Origin of the sequence: Winogradskyella pulchriflava (genome assembly GCF_042434315.1) — a bacterium.
GTDB lineage: Bacteria > Bacteroidota > Bacteroidia > Flavobacteriales > Flavobacteriaceae > Winogradskyella > Winogradskyella pulchriflava.
In genome coordinates, this window is record NZ_JBHLTQ010000006.1 from 160166 (window position 1) to 181150 (window position 20985).

A 20985-nucleotide genomic window follows, 5' to 3' on the forward strand; every position below is an offset into this window, starting at 1 on the left:
AAGTTAATGTCATTGCGAGCGTAGCGCGGCAATCTCAAAATTATATTGTGAGATTCTGAAACAAGTTCAGAATGACATAAAAAGTTAAAAAGCGAGCCATTTGGCTCGCTTTTTTATTTAATCTTCTCTGGTAAGTTTCTCAGAGTAGCGTTTCCAAAGTTCGGTTTGGTGCGACTCTAAACTTATGTTTCTACCATCAATAAACGCATGTGTCAGTTGATTGGTACGCATATCTAATGCATCGCCTTCACTGATAAAAAGTGTAGCACTTTTACCAACCTCAAGTGTTCCGTACATAGCGTCAATTCCCAAAATTTTTGCAGGATTCTGAGTAATTAACTGTAAAGCTTGTTCTTTAGTTAGACCATAAGCAACCGTTGTGCCAGCATAAAACGGAAGGTTACGCGAATTCATACGTTCCATTTGTCCGCTTGGTTCTAAAGCAACTAAGATACCAGCATCAACCAATTTTTTGGCTTGCTTAAAAGTATAATCATAATCATCATCTTCCAATTCTGGTCTGCTGTGTACACGTCTTAAAAATACAGATACGTCGTTTTGCTTTAATAAGTTTGCAACATTTCCAGCTTGGTATGCACCAACAATAGTAAGCTTATCAATACCTTGTTCTTTGGCTAAATTAACAGCATCAGTGATACCTTTTTCATCATCTACGTTAATGTATAAGCGTTTTGAGCCATCAAATAAACCAGCTAATGCTTCAAAAGGTAAATGCTTTTCAGATTTGTCACCTTTGTTATAACTTTTAGATTCGTTGAGGTAATCGGTTAGTTCTTTTACTTGCCTCGCATAATTTTTATTTGGTTTTAGTCCAGGATCTTCACCAAGCCACCAACGCCCACGAGTAAAGCTACTTGGCCAATTAACATGAATACCATTATCTGTTTTTATTGCCGCATCTTCCCAATTCCAAGCATCGTACTGTACTACAGAAGACGAACCAGAAATACGTCCACCTCTTGGTACAACTTGTCCTAATAAAACTCCGTTAGGACGCATAGATTCTACGACTTTAGATTCGGTGTTATAGGCAATAATACTTCGTATGTGTGGATTGTAAGTTCCCATCTCCGAAAGGTCATCAGAGGCTTTAACAGCATCTACTTCAACCAAACCTAATGTTCCGTTAGAAACAATAAAACCTGGGTAAACATCTTTGCCTTTGGCATCAATAATATCCATAGCTTGTCTAGTTAATGGAGTAGTGGCTTCTGGTCCAATAGTCGTTATTTTTCCATTACTAACCACAATAACACTATTTTCTATAACAGTACCATTACCAATATGTGCAGTTGCACCAACAATAGCGAAGTCTTTAGTTTGCTTTGGTGCAGGAGTTTGTTGTGCAAATCCTAAGCTAATACACAACAGAAACAATATGCTATTTATTTTATTTAAAAGTTTCATTTTCTATATAGTTTTAATTGTGATTGTGAGACGTATGCTCGTTATCCATTGAGTCGCAGTGCAACAATTCCTTTTCTTTTTTCTTTACAGGTTGTGTTTTTAAACCTTTGTTTTTCTCTTGAAGCATTAAATTAATTAATTCACTTTTCTCTTTTTTAATGGCTTCACGCATTTGTTTGTCTCTTTCTAAGTCAAAATAAGTAATACCTTCAATAATGGTTTTTTCAGCTTTTGCATAGATAGATAAAGGATGATCCGACCATAATACAACATCTGCATCTTTTCCAACTTTAAGGCTTCCAACTCTGTCATCTAAATGCAGTAATTTTGCAGGATTTAGGGTTACAAATTTTAGAGCTTCCTCTTCACTAACTCCACCATATTTAACTGATTTTGCAGCCTCTTGATTTAAACGACGAGACATTTCGGCATCATCACTGTTTATAGCAACTGTAACTCCTGCATTGTGCATAATTGCAGCATTGTAAGGAATAGCATCATTTACTTCGTACTTATAAGCCCACCAATCACTAAAAGTTGATCCACCAACTCCGTGTTCTTTCATTTTCTCAGCTACTTTATAGCCTTCAAGAATATGTGTAAATGTATTAATGTTAAAGTCGAATTGTTCTGCAACCTTCATTAGCATATTAATTTCACTTTGTACATAAGAGTGACAAGAAATAAAACGTTCCTTATTCAAAATTTCTGCTAAAACTTCCATTTCGGCATCTTTTCTATAAGGTTTTCCGCTTTTCTTTAATTTGTCATAAGCTTTAGCTCTAGTAAAGTAATCGACATACACTTGCTCAACTCCCATTCGTGATTGTGGAAAACGAGAATTAGATCTGCTACGCGATTGTTTTACGTTTTCACCTAAAGCAAACTTTATGAATTTAGGAGAGTTATCATAAACCAAATCATCTGCTGCTTCGCCCCATTTTAGCTTAATAATCGCAGAACGACCACCAATTGGGTTTGCTGAACCATGTAAAATTTGAATAGAAGTAACTCCACCAGCCAGGTTTCTGTAAATGTCAATATCTTCATCATCTAAAACATCTTCAATGGTGACTTCGGCAGAAGAATTTTGTCCTCCTTCATTAATTGAAGCTGCTGCAATATGTGAATGCTCATCAATAATACCAGCAGTGATATGTTTGCCTGTAGCATCAATAACTTTAGCATTTTTGTCAGATAAGTTTTTACCTATTTTTGAAATCTTTCCGTCTTTAATTAATATATCTGTGTTTTGTAAAACACCATCTTTTTCATTAGTCCATACCGTAGCGTTTTTGAATAATAGCGTTTCAGATTTTGGCTTCTCTTTGAATCCATAAGCCATATTAGGATATGTAATTGGACTCATAGTATGTGCTTCGTCATCTTTATCCTTTTTACCTTTTCCTTTTTCCTCTTTTGAGTCTTCTTTTTGAGTTTTACTAGCATAAAATGATAAATCATTGCCATTAGGCATGGTTGCTTTTCCACTTAAACCGTCACCATTAGCAGCATTAGCAACAATTCTTATAAACTCATTTTTAGTGCTATCTGCAGTTTTAAAGGTTAGGTTCACCCAATCATCAGTATAATTGATTTTAGTACCTAAACTTTTATCTCCAGATTCTAATTTTGCATCTGTCTTACTTGTACTACCAGAAATAGTGAGTTTGTAATCGTCGCCAGCTAATTTAAAGGTGTAATCGCCATCAATGTCTTTTATAGTCATGTCATTAATAACATGAGACGTACCTTGAACCCAGTTTTCAAAAAGTTTTGTTTTCTTTTCAAAAATGTCACCATCTGTAATTAAGAAATTTGCATAGCTTCCAGATTTTAGTGTTCCTAAAACATCTGATTTGCCTAATAATCCTGCAGGAATCGTAGTTAAAGCTTCTAAGGCTTTTTGTTTAGAAAGTCCACTTTCTATAGCTTTCATTAAGTTTGAAGAAAAACTTTTTGGAGATTTTAATCCGTGAGTGGTCAATGCAAACTTAATTCCATTTTCAGCTAATAATCTTGGGTTATGTGGTTCTTGATTCCAAGATCTCATATCGCTTAGTGACAATGTTGAAGCCATAAAAGGATTATCAACATCGTAAGCCATTCTAAAATCTATTGGAAGAATAAGTGTTGCATTTGTAGCTTTTACTTGCGCAATGCGTTCGTATTCATCTCCACCACCAACAATGGTGTATTGAATATTAAAAGCGTCACCAACTTTATCGGCACGCAAAACATTGGCTCTGCTACCAGCTTCAAAAATTTGTAGTAAATTTTTATTACTGTTAAGTGCTTCCAAAGATAAATCTTTGGTGTCAATATTGCCATCTGCATACCATTTAGCATCATTATACATTTGACGCAGTAAAGCCATACTTCCCATAATAGAAGATGGGTACGATTGACGAGACGTTACACTTTTACTAAATGATAAATGTTGGGAAGATTCGCCATCAACAACACGCATAGAGTTGTCCGCATCATTGTTTAATGCGATTAAAGCTCCTGTTCCGCGTACAATACCATTTGGCATATAAGTATTCACCACACCAAAACCTAGTTTGTGCAGTTCTGATGCGGATTTGGCATCGTACTTAAAACTTGCCATTACATTTTGTTCTGGCATAATGTGGTCATTCCAATAGTAACCACTTCTACTTGGTCCATATTGCGGACCATCACCACCACGTTTTGGTTTTTCAACTCCAAATGTGGTGTACATATCTATAAAAGAAGGGTAAATTGTTTTTCCGGAAAGGTCAACAGTTGTTGTGTTCTTTGGAATAGTCACGGATTTGCCAACACTAACAACTTTTCCATCTTTAATAAGAAGGGTTCCGTTATCAATAACTTCGGTTGGTGAAACATGAATTGTTGCATTAGTAAATGCGGTGTAGTTAGAATTATTTGCTATAACTCCCGTATTACTAGGGAAATAATCTTGTGCAAATAATGAAAAACTGCACATAAATATGAGCAGCCGTAAATGTATTTTCATCATAAAATGGTTAGTTAAATTAGACTTCTAAAGATAGGAATTATAGCTTTAAGGAAAATTTAATTAGAGTATTTTAACGTTTACAATGTTCTACTCTCGTAATAATTAACAAGTAGTGCAACGACGTAGCTATAGCTTTTCATACCAGCAGATTGATTATTGGCTTTAAGAAAGCTATCAAAAGTTTTTTCAAAAAATGGCTCTAAAGGATTTTCGTAAGACATCCAAAAGGCTTGCAATTCTTGATAGTTCTTTATAATTCCTTTATTAACCGTAGGCAAAATTGTATTATATATTTCTGGATCTCTTCTAAATATTTCAGCTAAACAATATCTAAGCGCAAAGGTGTAACCAGAATATTTAAAATAAATATCTTCATTGTGTATGGCTGCCATAGCACCAATAAAGTTAGCCTCGTTTTCAGCAGCATAGCCTAATTGATGTGCAGCTTCGTGGCAAGATGTTGTTGGAAATTTATAAGTTGGTAGAATACCACCAACTTGCGCTTCATTTGTAAACGGGTTGAGATAACCAGAAAAACCCATATATATTAAAGGTGTGCTGTATATCGATTTTTTAATGCTTCTTGGATGGTATTCCAAATGTGGATAAGTCTTAGCCAACTCATTATAGCCATCTTTTATTTTATCAAATATTTCAGATTTAGAATAGGGTAATTCTATTCTTAACGTGTCATTAGCACTTAATTGATTGTGTATGGCGTTTGACTTGTCAATGAGTTTTTCTGTAAACGATACGAGAGCATTAGTGGTGTACTCAGCTTCAAGATTTAGGGATTTGTGTAACGGTTGTCTGTAATAATTAAAAGCCCAAAGGATATGAAAAGCAAAATAGGCTATAGAAATTGTGGCACCTATATCCAACAACCAATTTTTAGTGTCTTTTACAATACGTTTTCTATTGATAATTAACCACCTAATGAGATAAATTATAGCTAATGTGTAGAAGATGTCGCCTATAGAAAATGGAATCCATCCAAAGGCATAGTGCATCAATTTTGAAATAAAAACATAAATACCATTGCTATAGAATTGCTCAACAAACTCAGGAAATCGCTTTAATATTGAAATCACAATAATTTGGACTCCTAAAAATATAACTAAAGCAGGTTTTTTGTTTTTAAGCATGAATCAAAAATAGGGAAAAGTTTAATTAAAATGAGTCAAGATTGCTTTGCTTTTAGAATTGGGAATAATGAATCAAGAACCATGATGAAAAACTTTGAAAAGACTAATTAGAAATTTATAAACAGTGTTTAATGTTTTCTTGAAACTTAAATTAAACTTGAAATTCCGACAAGGTCGGAAGCAACGATTTTCAGAAATAATGAGCTAAAAAGTCTATTCTGAAAACTAAACCAAGGATTACATTAATTATATTCATTAAACCTAAAATTCATAATGTATTAGTGAATGGTGCTTAGCAATTTCCTAACAAATCGTTTTGATTTTTTGATTCGTTTTGTATCAAGACAAAATGAATGACACTAATAAAGCAACATTTTGAAACAAGTTGAGAATAACAAAACCGACTAAGTCTTTTTTGTACTTTTGTATACAGAATAAAATCAAGTATTAATTTAAAAGATACCCACTTTCGTGGGCATGAATATGAGTTCAGAAATAAGAGCATTAGAACCTAAACAACTTTGGAATAAATTCGCAGACCTAAATGCTGTACCGCGACCTTCTAAAAAAGAAGAACGCGTTATACAATTTATGAAAGATTTTGGTGAAAATTTAGGTTTAGAAACTATAGTGGATGAAGTAGGTAACGTTATAATTAGAAAACCAGCCACAAAAGGTATGGAGGATCGTAAGCCAATCGTAATGCAATCGCATTTAGATATGGTGCATCAAAAAAACAACGATACCGTTTTTGATTTTGATACCCAAGGCATTGAAATGTATGTAGAAGGTGATTGGGTTAAAGCCAAAGGCACAACACTTGGTGCTGATAATGGCTTAGGTGTAGCAACAATTATGGCAATTTTAGAAAGTGATACTATTGCTCATCCTGCACTTGAAGCCTTATTTACTATAGATGAAGAAACAGGTATGACAGGTGCTATGGGCTTAAAAGGTGGATTGTTAAAAGGAGAAATTCTCTTAAATCTAGATACAGAAGAAGACGATGAAATTGGTGTAGGTTGTGCTGGTGGAGTAGATGTAACAGCGACACGAGAGTATAAGGAAGAAGAAACGCCTGAGTTTAAAATTGGTTATAAAATTGTTGTAAAAGGGTTACAAGGTGGGCATTCTGGAATGCAAATTCACGAAGGTTTAGGCAATGCCAATAAACTAATGAACCGTATGTTGTTTGATGGCTTTGAAAACTACGGACTTCGTATTTCTGAAATTGATGGTGGTAGCTTACGAAATGCAATTCCTAGAGAAAGTAAAGCTATCGTTGCTATTGATGCTATACACGAAGCAACTTTTGAGGCTGAAATGAAAGCATTAGCAGATACTATTAGAAATGAATTTAAAACCATGGAACCAGATTTAAAGATTGAAGTTTCTAAAATTGATACTCCAAACAAAATCATGGATTTGGGTGTGCAAGAAGGTATTACCAGAGCTTTGTATGCTGCTTTAAACGGTGTCTATCGTATGAGCCCAGATATTAAGGATTTGGTAGAAACATCTAATAACATTGCTAGAGTTATTATAAAAGATGGAGCTATTAAAATTGGATGTTTAACACGTAGTTCGGTTGAAAGTTCTAAACTGGATTTAGCTAATACATTACGTGCAACTTTTGAATTGACAGGTTGTGAGGTAGAGTTTTCTGGTTCGTATCCTGGTTGGGCTCCTAATATGAATTCTGATATTTTAAAAGTTATGGTGCCTATTTACGAACGGTTAAATAATGGTGAAAAACCACATGTAGCAGCTTGCCACGCAGGATTGGAATGTGGAATCCTTGGACAGAATTACCCTAGTATGGATATGATTAGTTTTGGACCAAATATTAAAGGTGCACATTCACCAGACGAACGCGCTCAGATTTCCTCTGCACAGAAGTATTGGGAGTTTGTTTTAGAAATACTTAAACATATTCCTAAAGCTTAAATATTTAGAATGGTTTCATAAAAAAAAAATGCAGCTCAACGAGCTGCATTTTTTTTATAGAAAAATTTAATTATTCTTTTATGCTTGTTAATTCAATATCAAAAATAAGGTTAGTCTTTCCAGGAATTACAGGTGGTCTGCCAGCTTCTCCATAGCCTAAGTAATATGGAATGAAGACTCTGGCTTTGTCTCCAATCTTCATATTTAGCATCGCTTCTCTAAAACCAGCAACTAAACTTGCAGTTTCATTATACGGCATACTAAATGGTGCATATCCACCTTGGCTTTCCTGTCTTTCATCATATTTACCGTTCTTTTCAGCAACTTCTTTCCAAGTGGTCCAAAACAGCGTACCGTCTTCAAAATAACCTGCACAATCAATATTTACACGTTGTGCTGAAGTTGGTTTTACACCATCTCCTTCATGAGTAAAAATCATTGCCATACCAGTTGGTGACTCAATACGTCGACCTTTTAATTCTTCATTCTTCTTTAAAAACTCTGCTTTGGCAGCCTTAGCTAATTCTTCAGCTTTCTTTTTTGCTTCTTCAGCTAGCTTTGCTTTTCTTTCTTTTATTTTAGGCATTTCTTCTTCAAAAACCTTAGGTGCGTCAAACTTCTTAGCAGCAGCACCTTTTCTAATAATATTAATAGATGTAATAACAACATCCTCTACAGGTTTATGATTTCTTCTTGCAGGATCTATAACCTTCACATTAGAAATTGAATCGTGCACATCCATACCTTCTATAACTTGTCCGAAAACAGCATGCCTATTGTCTAAACTAGGCCATTCCTTTTCCATAATAAAAAATTGGCTACCGTTAGCATCACGACCTGGATTAGCCATAGATAGTACACCTGGCTTATCGTGCTTTAAATCTGGGTGAAATTCATCTGGAAATTTATAACCAGGATCTCCAGTTCCATCAGCACTTGGGTCACCACCTTGAATCATAAAGTTATTTACAACTCTATGAAACGTAAGGCTATCATAATAACGTTTCCCTTTGTATTCATCTTTAACTAAAGGATGATTTCCTTCAGCTAGTGCCACGAAATTAGCAACCGTTACAGGAACTTTATCATAATATAATTCTGCAATCATAGTGCCTTTAGTTGTTACAAATTCAGCATAAAGACCATCTTTTAGTTCAGGATAACGTTCTTGGCATGAGATGTTTACCAAAACTAATAGTACAATAATAGTTGTAAGCGCTTTTTTAATCATTTTCTTGTTTAATTGTATTTAATGTTACTTCACAAATTAAAGGAATATTTGTTCCTATTTTATTTTCGTCACCATAATATCCAAAAGCTTTTTGAGATGGGAAGATAAAGGTGATACTTTCTTCGGGTTTCATAAGTTTAAGACCTTCACGTAATCCTGTGAATAATTCTTGCTTATCCATAACGTAAGTTCTGTTTTCCATACCGTAAATTTCTTCACCCTTGATGTTAGAAATGTTGTAATCAAAATCCACTATATCACCAAACTGTGGTTGAATAGTATCACTTTCTACTTTTGTGTTATAGTAATACCAAAACCCACTTTCGGATGCGATATAGTTTTTGTCAGGATTGTTTTTTATGATTTTTTGAATGAGCTGATTTTCTTTCTCGTTGAGCTTTTTATTTCGCTCAGCAGACTCTTTTAAAAATGAACCTGACTGCACAGATTCTGGCATTCTAGCTTCAGGTGATTTACAACCGTAGCATAGTAGCAATAATGTAGTTATGATGAGTAGGTTTCTCATTTTTAATAATTTAATGCCCAATTTGGGCTGTTTGGGACAAATCGTTTCTATATTGCGGTAATATACTAATAAATTTTTCAACTGTAGCTTCTAAGCTATCATCACTGCGTCCTCCAGCAGCATTATCATGACCGCCTCCGTTAAAATGTGCCCTTGAAAACTGATTTACCGAGAAGTTCCCTTTACTACGGAACGATATCTTAATAATGTTTTCTTGCTTGTTTTCTATAAAAATAGCAGCGAAAATTATATCTTTTAGTGATAGACCGTAATTAACAAAACCTTCTGTGTCTCCCTTTTTAAAGTTAAACTCATCAAGCTCAGCTTGAGATAATGTAATGTAAGCTGTGCTTAATTCTGGTATTACTTTTAAGTTTTGCATTGCTCTTCCTAAAAGTTGTAAACGACTATACGTATTGGTATCGTATATATTATTGTGAATATCAGAATTGTTGGCACCTTTATCTATTAAGTTTCCGATAATTTGATGTGTTCTACTTGTTGTAGAAGGAAATCTAAAAGAACCTGTGTCCGTCATAATACCAGTGTACAAGCATGTTGCTATTGTAGTATCAATTTTGTTAAGGTCACCAAGCATTTCTATGAAATTATATACCATTTCACAGGTTGAGGACATACTAACATCAGAGTAGGTGTAAGTGGCATAATCATCTGGTTGCTGATGATGGTCTATCATAATTTTAGTAGCCTTAGTAGCTTCTAATACCTCTGCCATATCATTTCCTGCACGATGAAAAGCGTTAAAGTCTAAAGTAAAAAGCAAATCTGCGTTGTCTATTAGAGTTTTACTTTCCTCTTGTTGGCTTTCAAATTTTAAAACCTTATCATCTCCTGGTAACCATTTTAAAAAATCGGGATAGTCATTTGGTGCAATAACTACAGCGTTATGGTTGTAAGATTTTAAATAATGATACAACCCTAAAGTAGAGCCCATGGCATCACCATCAGGATTTTTATGCGGTACAATTACAATACTCTTAGGCGTACTTAATAATGATTTTATTTCAGGAATTTGTGCTTTAATCATAGTTGACGAAGATACAATTTTTTAATATTCGAAGGACTTGATTAATTAAAGAAATACATTACTTTTGCACCACATTTAAAAAAATATACATGGCAACTAACAGAACATTTACAATGTTAAAGCCAGATGCTGTTGAAAAAGGACACATTGGCGCAATATTAGAAAAAATTACTGCTTCGGGTTTTAGAATCGTAGCAATGAAGTTAACACAAATGACTACAGCTGATGCTCAAGCATTTTATGCAATACATAGTGAGCGTCCGTTTTTTGGTGAGTTAGTAGAATATATGACTCGTGGTCCTATCGTTGCAGCTATCTTAGAAAAAGATAACGCTGTTGAAGATTTTAGAACTTTAATCGGTGCTACTAATCCTGCTGATGCAGCAGAAGGTACAATCCGTAAATTATATGCAGCTTCTATTGGCGAAAACGCTGTACACGGAAGTGATAGTGATGAAAATGCAGCTATTGAAGGTGCTTTCCATTTCTCTGGTAGAGAGATGTTTTAAGAAAAACATTTTATATTATATTGAAAAAGACCGTCTGTTAGGATGGTCTTTTTTGTTTTTATTTTTTATGGTGAAATGAATATTAGCATCTAATTACTATTCTGGATCAAGAGTCATTTCAAAGAATTGATGCCAATTATCTTCTCTTTTATATTCTCCTTTTTCGAGCCATTGTCCACTTTCGTTCAACCAGATAATATACCTTACATTTTCATTAGGATACCAATAGAGTTTGTTGTCCTTTAATTCTGCCTTAAATTCTGCATTTAGACCGCTTGGTAAATAAGATCTAAAGGTATAGTTATCTTCTGCTTTATTATATGTGAGAATAGCAAGAGCGTTATGAACCACTTTACCGTTTGATTTTCCGACACCTTCAATTAAAATTGCTGTTGAGTCTAGTTTAAATTCAATTTTCTCTGTTTGTTCAAAATTAGATTTTCCTCCTTGACCCATCATCCAGCCTGTTCCTTTCCAATTGCCAACCATAAAACTTAATTCAGTTATTTTTGATTTTGAAATTGAATCGGTTTTTGAAGATTGAGAAAAAGAGTGAAAACTAATGAACACTGTTAAAAGTATGCTTAATACTGATTTCATAAGTTTAATTTTATTAGTTGAAACTATTTTTATTTAAATGTTTGTAGCTTTATTGTTAGTTAATTTTCAATCTTTCTTTTTGCTACAAAAGTTCCATTAGGTTGTATAAATTTTATTTGATTTATTTTCCCATCAGTTTCTATAAACTCTATTTTAAAACCTTCTAAAACTTTAAAATTAAACTTATGTAAAGCTGTAGGTATAAGCTCATATTCTGGTTGGTTAGGCACAAAGACATAAAGTACGTTTTCGTCTTTTATGTAGGCTTTTATTTCTGTACCCATTAAATCGTATTTACCTACATACTGCTCTAATGTTTTGGCATCGACATCTAAGGTATTTGGTGTGCGTTTAAAAGCAATAGGGTCTGTCATAGGCTCAATATCTGTTTTTAAATAATCAATATCACCAGCAACGTTTGTGGTAAAGGTGACTTTTAGAGATTTACCAATAGCAGACGTGTCAATTTTTTTATCGATAATATCGATAAGTTCAAAAGTATCGTAATGGAAATGATGCAAATACAAACGGTCTCCGTTAAATTCTGTAAAAAGTGTGTCATTTTCTACAATAATATCAAACTTACCATAGCCTTTGTTTTCGTATGAGCCAGTGTAATCTAATTTGGTATGCGACGGTCTGGTGTTTTTTACATTAGAAATTTCACTTGTTTCTTTTGCTTTTTCCATGGCTTCTAATGCCTTTTCTACATCTTCTTTATGCTTTTTTGCCCATTCGGTTTTGTCAACGTTTAACATATGGTCTGCGGCAATATTTCTAATAAGTCGTGGAACAGCCGAACCATTTTGGTTAGTTAATACCACAATACCTAAACTATCTGATGGATATAAAGCAACATTGGCAGAGAATCCATCTATGTTTCCACCGTGCTCAACCATATAATGCCCCTTGTAAGAATGTAACAACCAACCGTAACCATAATTGGCAAACTGTACATTTGGTAATTCTTTAGATGGGATACCACCAGAAACTACCATTTGAGAGCTCATAGCTTCTTTTATATAGTTTTCTGGTATAATTTGCTCCTCACCATATTTACCATCATTTATCCATGTAATTAGCCATTTACTCATATCGTTAACACTGCTGTTAATACTTCCGGCAGGAGACATGCCAGAAATATCATAGTAATCCATTTTCTTTATGTTTTGATTTTCATCTAATTCATAACCAAAGGCTGCATTAGAACTTGTTTTCATGCCTTCGATCATTGTTTTAGAACGATTCATACCCAAAGGTTTAAAGAAGTGTTCTTCAATATTTTCTTCCCAAGATTTTCCTGTTATTTTTTCGGTAATAACACCTTGTGCTAAAAAACCAAAATTATTATAATACCATTGTTGACGTACACCTGTAAAAGGTTCTTGGTATTTTATTCTAGCTATCAAAGTATCTTTGCTTTTATGCGGAAAAAAGTACCAAGAGCCATCATGTCTTGGTAATCCAGTGCTATGACGCATTAAATCTTTTATAATAATTTGATTATTCATATCATTATTAAAAAACTCTAATTCTGGAATGTATTTTCTTGGGCTATCATCAAAGGATAATTTACCATCTTCGCGATGTAATCCTAAAAGCGCAGAAGTAAAAGCTTTAGTAGAGGAGCCAATAGCAAATAGCGTGTTAGCATCTACTGGAACTTTGTTTTCGTAATCTGCATAGCCAAAACCTTTGGCATAAATAATTTTATCACCTTCTACAATGGCAACTGCAAAACCAGGTGCTTTTGTACTTTCTAATACGGAATTAAATTGTTTTTCAATGCCTTTTAGTCGTTTGTCAGTTTGTGAGAATACTAACGTAGAAACTAGCGTTAAGGCGATTATTAAAATATAATTAATTCGCTTTTGATTTTTGCTGATTTGAGATAACAGAAAATGTTTTGATTTCATTTTGGTTGGATTTTAATGCTATGGTTATATAGTATATGTATATAAATACCTTACTAAGTTACTCTTTTTTAAAAAGAAATTTAAATGTATTACAATTCGTCATTAAATTTTTACAGTTCAGTAAGTCTTGTTTTAAAAACCTTATGATGCTTTGGATATTTGTATCAAATTAAAAACACAATGTTATGAATGTATTAGTAAAAGTAGCTGTAGTATTAATCATTGGTCTTATGAGCTCTTTAATAGAGGCACAAACCAATTTTGAAAAAGGCATGACCAAAGCTTTTGAACTTTGGCAAAATGGAAAAACTGATGAAGCCGAGAATATGTTTGAGCGTATTGCTAAAGCAGAACCAGAAGAGTGGTTGCCAAATTATTATGTAGCCCAAATCAACAGCCTGAAAAGTTGGACTGAAAAAGATGAAACCGTATTAAAAGCACAGTTAGGTAAGGCACAAGAGCATTTAGATGCAGCAATGTTAAAAAGTGAGGACAATGCAGAATTATTGATAATGCAAGCGCAAGTATATACCAACTGGGTTGTTTTTGATGGCATGACTTACGGAATGAAATATGGTGCAAAGGTTAGCGAATTATATGCTAAGGCCTTAGAGTTAGAGCCAGAAAACCCAAGGGCAGCGTTTTGTAAAGCCGATTGGGCAATGGGAAGTGCTAAATATTTTGGACAAGATACAGCGCCTTATTGCAAAGAAATTGAGGCAGCAATAGAACTTTTTGATACCTTTAAACCAGAGAGTGCATTTCATCCTAATTGGGGAAAAGAAAGAGCAGTACAAGTTGCGGAATCTTGTAAATAATAACAACTATTAAGTATTATGACAAAGTCAATTAAAAATATCATTATCACTTTTTGCATTGGATGTATTGTATTCGTTTTGGGATCATTGTTTTCAACCGGATTTAATTTTGAAAGTATAAATGAGTTTTTAATCTACTTTTCAATATATCAGTTGTACACTTTTGTATTGAGTTACGTTAACACTTTGGTTTTTAATTATTTAGAAAAACGAAAGTTTAGTAGTAATGAAATTGTAAAACGTATCGTGTACGGAATTTTAGGAAGCACCATCGTAACACTCATAACCATTTTTATTTTGCGAGTGTTTATAGAGGTTGTCATTTTTGGAGATTCCTTTGATCATTTTATAACACACGAAAGCTGGAAAGGGTATTCTTTTGGATTATGGATTACTTTAACTATCGTTTCTGTTTTCTATGTCATTTATTTCTACAACCGTTATCAAAAAAATAAGATAAAAGAACAAAAAGTAATTGCTGGTACGGCAAGTGCTAAGTTTGATGCTTTAAAGAACCAGTTAGATCCACATTTTTTGTTTAATAGTTTAAATGTATTAACGAGTTTAATTGAAGAAAATCCAGATGCTGCGCAAAAGTTTACAACGTCTTTATCTAAAGTATATCGTTATGTTTTAGAGCAGAAAAATAAAGAGTTAGTAACGGTTGATGAAGAATTGAATTTTGCAAGAACCTATATGTCGCTTTTAAAAACTCGCTTTGAGGACAGTATTATTTTCGAAATTCCAGATAAAGCATCTAATCCTGAAAGTAAAGTTGTGCCATTATCGTTACAACTATTATTAGAGAATGCAGTAAAACACAATATGGTTACGTCTAGTAAACCATTGCATATAAAAATATATGAAGATAAAGGTCACTTAGTAGTGATGAACAATCTTCAACCCAAACAAATCGTAAAAAAGAGTAGTGGAGTAGGTTTAGAAAATATAAAACAACGCTATAGTCTTTTATCCAATAGAAAAGTCATCATCAATCAAAGAGCAAAGGATTTTGCAGTTGCTATTCCAATGCTTACAAAACAAGTATCAATTATGAGAACAACACATCAATCACAAGAACGTCTAAACGACGATTACGTAAGAGCACGAAAACGTGTAGAAGAGCTAAAAGCGTTCTACTATAGCTTAATTTCCTATGTTTTTGTTATTCCATTTTTAGTTTTTATTTGGTATAACTATTCATCTCATACCATACAGTGGTTTTGGTTTCCAACCTTTGGTTGGGGCTTAAGCTTGGTTATTCAGGCGTACAGAGTCTTCGTAGATGATGGGGCTTTTGGTGCAGGTTGGGAAAAGCGTAAAATAGAAGAGTACATGAAAAAAGAAGATGAAAAAAAACGTTGGAATTAATTTATAGAAATCATGGAAACACAAAATTCTAATTTAAAATATTTGAAGGCTAAAAATAAAGTTGAAAAACTAAAGCGCTTCTATACACATGCAGTAGTTTATTTAGTCATTAATACAGTTATTACTACTGTAAAAGTGATGAATAACATGAATAATGGAGAATCATTTGATCAAGCTTTTTACGACTTCTCCACATTGGCAACCTGGTTGGTTTGGGGAATAGCGTTAGCCATTCATGCATTTTCAGTATTTGGTTTACCTTTAATAGTGGGAGACGACTGGGAAGAGCGTAAAATAGAAAAACTTATGAACGACGAATTACGAAAAGATAAATACAACTAATATTATGGAAAAGTATAGTATAGAACCTTATGACGAGCAACAAGAAACTCGTGATTTTAGAAAGGAAGAAGCGTATTTAAGAGCAAAGAAAAAAGTAGATGCTATAATAGGATTCTACTGGCACTTGGCGGTTTATGTTATAGTAAATTTATTTTTAATTATATTAATAGGTGTTAACTCAAACCAAGGTTTTTCAGGGTTTGGACCTTATGCAACGGCTGTTTTTTGGGGCATTGGCTTAGTATTTCATTTTTTAGGTGTTTTTGGTCCTAATTTTTTCTTTGGAAAGAATTGGGAAGACAAAAAAATTGAAGAGTTTATGGAAAAGGAACGTAAGCGCTGGGAATAGTTATTAAACCTTTAGAATTATGGAAATAAGTAATGAAGAAAAAGATATTTATATAGAAGCGAAGCGTAAAGTAAGACGTATTAAAGTTTTCTATCTACACCTAGTGTTATACCTTATAGTTGTTGCACTAATTTGTTATAATTTTTACATTATGGAAGGACCATATACTAAAATAATTACAGGTTTAAATATTACGGTATTGGTATTTTGGACTATTGCTATTATACTCAATGCTGTAAGAGTGTTTAAAGGAAGATTATTTTTTAAGAAAAGTTGGGAAGATAGAAAGATAGAAGAAATTGTAAATAAAGACAAAGAGGTAGAAACTACCTTTTGGGAATAAAATCATTAAAATAGGTATTGTAAGTAATGAACGTAATTATAATAGAAGACGAAAAACCATCAGCAAGACGCCTACAACGTATGCTCGCAACTTTAGATGTTGAAGCAGAAACTATGTTACATTCTGTAGAAGAGTCTATAGATTGGTTTCAGAATAATGAGCATCCAGATTTAATCTTTTTAGATATTCAACTTAGTGACGGTCTGTCTTTTGAAATCTTCGAAGCTATTGATATTAAATCGGCAGTAATCTTTACAACTGCTTATGATGAGTATGCACTACAAGCATTTAAACTTAACAGTATAGATTATCTTTTAAAACCAATAGATGAAGATGACTTAGCTGCTGCTGTAGATAAATTTAAAGCTAGAGCTCCGCAAAAACAATCGGTAACTTTAGATTTTAATGACATTAAAAAGTTATTGGTCAATCCTATTGAACGTGAGTACAAAAAACGTTTTTCTGTAAAAGTTGGTCAGCATTTAAAACTTATTAATATCGAAGATATTGAATGTATTTACAGTGAGAACAAAGGTACTTATGCTTATACCAAAGAAGGAAGAAATTACCTTTTAGACCTAACCTTAGATCAGTTAGAAGATGAGCTAGAACCACATGTGTTTTTTAGAATCAGTAGAAAATTCTACGTTAATATTAATGCTATAAAGGATATGGTAAGCTATACCAATTCGCGTTTGCAAATAAAACTGAACCATTTTAATGAACAAGAAGTTATTGTTGCAAGAGAGCGCGTCAAAGATTTTAAGCATTGGTTAGAGTGAAAATCGGATAGATATATTTTTTAGTTCAACCGATATTTTGTACCTTTGAGGTGTGTGGGATGTTAATACAATATATAGAAAAGAATTGGAGCCTACATTCAGTAGGTTATTAGACAAGGTCAAGGTTTTAAATTCAGCCAGACCATTGCCCAATATAATATTGCAAAATATTAAAGAGGCATTCCTTATAGAATGGACATACAATAGTAATAGTATTGAAGGTAACACGCTTAGCCTTAGAGAAACCCAAATGGTTTTGCAAGAAGGCATTACTATAAAAGGAAAATCTTTAAGAGAGCATTTTGAAGCCAAAAATCACGAAACAGCTATCCATAAACTCTATAGCTTAGTTAAAGACAACTATGTGCTTAATAGTAAAGATGTTTTAGATCTTCATGGTTTGGTACTTCGTTCAATAGAAGATGAATACGCAGGTCGTTTACGTAATGCAGGTGTGCGTATTTCTGGAGCTAATTTTGTACCTCCTAATGCGCACAAAGTTTCGGAGTATTTAGATAGCTTAATAGCTTACATAAATACTAATCCACAAGACTTAAATCCAATAGAGCTTGCCACTGTTTTTCATCATAAGTTTGTATGGATTCATCCTTTTTTTGATGGTAACGGTCGTACAGTTCGTTTAGCAATGAATTTACTTTTAATGCGTCATGGCTTTCCGCCAGCCATAATACTTACCAATGATAGGGCTAAATACTATTCGGCATTAAATCAAGCTAATAATGGTAACTATGGTAAGTTAATGTTGCTAATGAGTCAGGCTACGGAGCGTACTTTAAATATTTACCTCAGTGCTATTCCTGGTTCTGATAAAGATTATCAGGTTATATCTAATATTGTTAACGAACCAGATATACCTTATGGGCAAGAATATATTAGTTTATTAGCTCGCCAAGGTAAAATAGATGCACATAAAGAAGGTAGAAATTGGTACACTACCAAAGAAGCAGTTTTAAATTATATAGAAGATAAGGGCAAATAGCATTAGTCTTCTTCATCTATTCTATTATCATCAAAAGCAGAAGGTAATAGTTTAGGAATAAACTTTACAAACAAAGGTAAAAGCAACATACCACCTGGTAACATAAAGATTGCCAAACTAGGTATAGACTTAAAAATATCTAATAATTGCGATTGAATTTTCTTCTGTTCTTCATCAGTAAGGTTCCGTTGTGTGGATTGCGCTAAAAGTGCCATAGCTTCTTTGCTTTCCGATAACTCTTTAATAAGTCGTTTGCTATTTCTCTTAATGAGTTTAGAAACGACTTTGCTACTGTTATCATAAAAACTTTGTGCCAAGTTTTTAGAACTTAAAAAGGCAACATCTTCTTTGTGTTCGTTATAAAATGTATTGATATCATCAACAGATAAGGTAATGACGTTACTGTCTAAATCTAAATCCGTTTGTAATTGATTTAAGAAGGCAAGTTCTTCTTTATCAATAATTTTATCTGTCCAAGAAGCCATACAAACCAAATCGATGACATATAATTTTTCTAAAGGAGTGCTAATTAATGAAACCGCTTCATCATAAGAAAGCAATTCCGTATTCTTATGACGAATAGATCCTTCAAATAACTTAATAAGATTGTTGTCGTATTCTGTTTTTTCAGCCTTATTATCAATTACAGAGAATATAATGGTTTCTAATGCAGATTCAACCTTGTGAACGTAGTTTCTAATGTTATTTTCATCCTTTAAAAACCGTTGGTAACCTAAAACATCTACAAACAAAAGAGCGTTGATTAAAAAATAATTAAAGCTTTTTGAAATAAAATTATCATCTATATGAATACGTTTATGAATCATTTTTTCTAGTAAGCTATCAGGCTTTTTATCTCCGAATAATTCTTCAAAAAATGATTGCTTTTGGTCACTAATAGATTTGTAATATCGAATTAAATTGTCTATAAAATCTTCATTTGGTTGTTCTTTTCTGTAGATGAAATAAAACGTAAGTAATAAATTGATTTTGCAGCGCTCCTCTTCAGTAAAATCAAAGGGTTTCACGATATTCAGAACAACTTTAATGTTGCTCCCATAGATGAATCCGGCTTGCTTCAATTTATTGTAAAACTCAGATGTTTCTGTTTGCGAATACATCGTTTCAGAAACTTCTTTGAGTAATTTTTTTATCCAGCCACTAGCTGATGGATTCATAGACTTATAATTATAGGATAAAGATACTTTTTATCTCACAGAATTTTAGCGATTATAATTTTTTTCAAAAAAAAATAAAACCGCCTCTTTCATTTTTGCGTAGGTAGAACAGAGACACAAATAATTAACAAAATCTCAAAATTATGAAAAAAACAAAAATTTTAATCGCAAGTGCAATATTAGGTATTGCTACTTTCGTCGCAATTGCAGCAGATCATATTGATGCTCCTGCTGTTTCAGGTGGTACAAGTGATATCACTGATTTTTACGCCTTCCAAGGTGCTAATACTTCAAATTTAGTATTTGTTGCTAATGTGCAAGGGCTTCTAAGTCCAGAGGCTACAGGCTCAGCTTCTTTTGATGAAAATACATTGATTGAGTTTAATATAGATACTGACAGTGATAATGTTGAGGATTTAGTCATACAAGCAACTGCAAGAGATGGTAAAATGTATTTCTTTGGACCAACAGCACCTTCACAAACTGGATTAAACAGTACAATTTTAGCAACTACAGCTGTACAAGGTTCTGTAGATATTACTGACTATGGACAAACCGCTGTAATTGGAAGTGCAAATGGTATGCAATTTTTTGCTGGACCTAGAGACGATCCTTTCTTTATGGATTTTAACCGTTATGGAGAAATCATTGGTGGTACTGCCACTAGTTTTAATAATCCTGGTGCAGATACATTTGCAGGTTTTAATGTAATGTCTGTAGTAGTTGAGGTGCCAAAATCTATGATTGGTGGTACAGGTACTATAAACACTTGGGTAGAATCTAAAAGAAAACAATAATCTTAAATCTTAAAAAACAAGAAAACATGAAATTAAATAATATAAAACTATATGCTATTGCAATTTTAGTGTCAGTGACAGCTTTTAATTGTAGTAACGACGACGACAATAGTGGTGGGCCAACTGGACCTAACTTTACAGGAACTTATGCTCAAGAAGATCAAATGGGAAGACCAGCAGTTAATACTGTATTTGTGTCTGCAGGAATGAAAGACGCTTTCAATACTACAATTCCTTCTCAACAAGGAGCATCATTTCAGGCGATGTTTCAAGCCAACTTAGAAGCATTGAGTCCCGCTTATGCAAATCCAGGTGATACAAATGCATTAGGATTAGACGCTGCAACATTTACTGGCTTATTAGCTACAGATGTATTAAACGTTTCCTTAGATGGACCAACATCATTTTATGATCCTTCAACAACACCTGCAACCGTTTTAACAGGTAGAAGATTAGCCGATGATGTTATAACCGTTGAGTTATTATTAATCTTTGGAGGAGAAGATTTTTCTGAAAACCCAGGATTATCTAATGACAATGTAGATGCAAATGATAAACCATTTTTATCATCATTCCCATACTTAGCATCTCCTTGGTAAGATACTGAACCTAAATTCTGGAGTAAGGCTTAGTGCTTTACTTCAGAATTAT

20 protein-coding genes are annotated in these 20985 nt (G+C 33.3%); 11 read left to right on the forward strand and 9 right to left on the reverse strand.

Annotated elements, in window-relative coordinates; all coding sequences use genetic code 11:
• Positions 1 to 117: 117 nt before the first annotated feature.
• The 3 genes from ACFFGA_RS12710 to ACFFGA_RS12720 all read right to left on the reverse strand — a co-directional run bounded on the left by ACFFGA_RS12710 (position 118) and on the right by ACFFGA_RS12720 (position 5577).
• The gene (locus ACFFGA_RS12710) at positions 118 to 1428 is read right to left on the reverse strand and encodes an amidohydrolase family protein (protein WP_386064617.1); all 1311 of its coding nucleotides are present in this window, start codon (positions 1426 to 1428) and stop codon (positions 118 to 120) included.
• Between the two features lie 13 nt (positions 1429 to 1441).
• The gene (locus tag ACFFGA_RS12715) at positions 1442 to 4429 is read right to left on the reverse strand and encodes an amidohydrolase family protein (RefSeq protein ID WP_386064870.1); all 2988 of its coding nucleotides are present in this window, start codon (positions 4427 to 4429) and stop codon (positions 1442 to 1444) included.
• A gap of 80 nt (positions 4430 to 4509) precedes the next feature.
• The gene (locus tag ACFFGA_RS12720; protein WP_386064619.1) at positions 4510 to 5577 is read right to left on the reverse strand and encodes a DUF3810 domain-containing protein; all 1068 of its coding nucleotides are present in this window, start codon (positions 5575 to 5577) and stop codon (positions 4510 to 4512) included.
• A gap of 483 nt (positions 5578 to 6060) precedes the next feature.
• Between ACFFGA_RS12720 and ACFFGA_RS12725 the strand changes: the two genes are divergently transcribed.
• A complete protein-coding gene (locus ACFFGA_RS12725) occupies positions 6061 to 7524 on the forward strand; it encodes an aminoacyl-histidine dipeptidase (RefSeq protein ID WP_386064620.1) in 1464 nt (487 codons plus the stop codon).
• Between the two features lie 70 nt (positions 7525 to 7594).
• On the opposite strand, the gene ACFFGA_RS12730 is transcribed toward ACFFGA_RS12725, so the two are convergent.
• Genes ACFFGA_RS12730 through ACFFGA_RS12740 form a run of 3 tightly spaced genes read right to left on the reverse strand, consistent with a single transcriptional unit; the run spans position 7595 to position 10329 of the window.
• The gene (locus tag ACFFGA_RS12730; RefSeq protein ID WP_386064622.1) at positions 7595 to 8755 is read right to left on the reverse strand and encodes a peptidylprolyl isomerase; all 1161 of its coding nucleotides are present in this window, start codon (positions 8753 to 8755) and stop codon (positions 7595 to 7597) included.
• Positions 8748 to 9281: a gliding motility-associated peptidyl-prolyl isomerase GldI gene (gene gldI / locus ACFFGA_RS12735; protein WP_386064624.1), complete on the reverse strand. Its 534-nt coding sequence runs from the start codon at positions 9279 to 9281 to the stop codon at positions 8748 to 8750. Before gldI ends, ACFFGA_RS12730 begins: the two co-directional genes overlap by 8 nt.
• A 10-nt stretch (positions 9282 to 9291) precedes the next feature.
• Positions 9292 to 10329, reverse strand: a complete 1038-nt coding sequence (locus ACFFGA_RS12740) for a DHH family phosphoesterase (protein ID WP_386064625.1) — start codon at positions 10327 to 10329, stop codon at positions 9292 to 9294.
• An 89-nt stretch (positions 10330 to 10418) separates the two neighbouring features.
• On the opposite strand from ACFFGA_RS12740, the gene ACFFGA_RS12745 reads away from it, so the two are divergent.
• Positions 10419 to 10838 carry a nucleoside-diphosphate kinase gene (locus ACFFGA_RS12745; protein ID WP_386064627.1) on the forward strand — a complete coding sequence of 140 codons (420 nt, stop codon included), beginning with the start codon at positions 10419 to 10421 and terminating at the stop codon, positions 10836 to 10838.
• Between the two features lie 96 nt (positions 10839 to 10934).
• Here the strand turns inward: ACFFGA_RS12745 and ACFFGA_RS12750 are convergent, their stop codons facing one another.
• Together ACFFGA_RS12750 and ACFFGA_RS12755 are read right to left on the reverse strand one after the other, a co-directional pair.
• A complete protein-coding gene (locus ACFFGA_RS12750) occupies positions 10935 to 11438 on the reverse strand; it encodes a hypothetical protein (RefSeq protein ID WP_386064629.1) in 504 nt (167 codons plus the stop codon).
• A 59-nt stretch (positions 11439 to 11497) separates the two neighbouring features.
• A complete protein-coding gene (locus ACFFGA_RS12755; protein ID WP_386064631.1) occupies positions 11498 to 13354 on the reverse strand; it encodes a serine hydrolase in 1857 nt (618 codons plus the stop codon).
• A 185-nt stretch (positions 13355 to 13539) separates the two neighbouring features.
• Between ACFFGA_RS12755 and ACFFGA_RS12760 the strand changes: the two genes are divergently transcribed.
• The 7 genes from ACFFGA_RS12760 to ACFFGA_RS12790 are packed head-to-tail and all read left to right on the forward strand — an operon-like array spanning position 13540 to position 18359.
• Positions 13540 to 14172 (forward strand): tetratricopeptide repeat protein, encoded by a 633-nt coding sequence (locus tag ACFFGA_RS12760; protein WP_386064633.1) that lies wholly within the window; start codon positions 13540 to 13542, stop codon positions 14170 to 14172.
• A gap of 18 nt (positions 14173 to 14190) precedes the next feature.
• On the forward strand, positions 14191 to 15543 hold the full coding sequence (locus tag ACFFGA_RS12765) for a histidine kinase (protein WP_386064635.1): 1353 nt from the start codon (positions 14191 to 14193) through the stop codon (positions 15541 to 15543).
• A gap of 12 nt (positions 15544 to 15555) precedes the next feature.
• A complete protein-coding gene (locus ACFFGA_RS12770) occupies positions 15556 to 15885 on the forward strand; it encodes a 2TM domain-containing protein (RefSeq protein WP_386064637.1) in 330 nt (109 codons plus the stop codon).
• 4 nt (positions 15886 to 15889) lie between these two features.
• Positions 15890 to 16234: a 2TM domain-containing protein gene (locus ACFFGA_RS12775; protein WP_386064639.1), complete on the forward strand. Its 345-nt coding sequence runs from the start codon at positions 15890 to 15892 to the stop codon at positions 16232 to 16234.
• Positions 16235 to 16253: 19 nt separating this feature from the next.
• Positions 16254 to 16577: a 2TM domain-containing protein gene (locus tag ACFFGA_RS12780; protein ID WP_386064641.1), complete on the forward strand. Its 324-nt coding sequence runs from the start codon at positions 16254 to 16256 to the stop codon at positions 16575 to 16577.
• A gap of 26 nt (positions 16578 to 16603) precedes the next feature.
• Positions 16604 to 17359: a LytR/AlgR family response regulator transcription factor gene (locus ACFFGA_RS12785; RefSeq protein ID WP_386064642.1), complete on the forward strand. Its 756-nt coding sequence runs from the start codon at positions 16604 to 16606 to the stop codon at positions 17357 to 17359.
• 52 nt (positions 17360 to 17411) lie between these two features.
• Positions 17412 to 18359, forward strand: a complete 948-nt coding sequence (locus ACFFGA_RS12790; protein WP_446697948.1) for a Fic family protein — start codon at positions 17412 to 17414, stop codon at positions 18357 to 18359.
• A 2-nt stretch (positions 18360 to 18361) separates the two neighbouring features.
• Here ACFFGA_RS12790 and ACFFGA_RS12795 read toward each other — a convergent pair whose 3' ends face one another.
• Positions 18362 to 19537, reverse strand: a complete 1176-nt coding sequence (locus ACFFGA_RS12795) for an LETM1-related biofilm-associated protein (RefSeq protein ID WP_386064646.1) — start codon at positions 19535 to 19537, stop codon at positions 18362 to 18364.
• A gap of 143 nt (positions 19538 to 19680) precedes the next feature.
• On the opposite strand from ACFFGA_RS12795, the gene ACFFGA_RS12800 reads away from it, so the two are divergent.
• Complete coding sequence (locus tag ACFFGA_RS12800) at positions 19681 to 20334, forward strand: DUF4331 family protein (RefSeq protein WP_386064647.1); 654 nt, start codon at positions 19681 to 19683, stop codon at positions 20332 to 20334.
• Positions 20335 to 20360: 26 nt separating this feature from the next.
• Positions 20361 to 20933, forward strand: a complete 573-nt coding sequence (locus ACFFGA_RS12805; RefSeq protein ID WP_386064649.1) for a DUF4331 family protein — start codon at positions 20361 to 20363, stop codon at positions 20931 to 20933.
• Positions 20934 to 20985 lie beyond the last annotated feature (52 nt).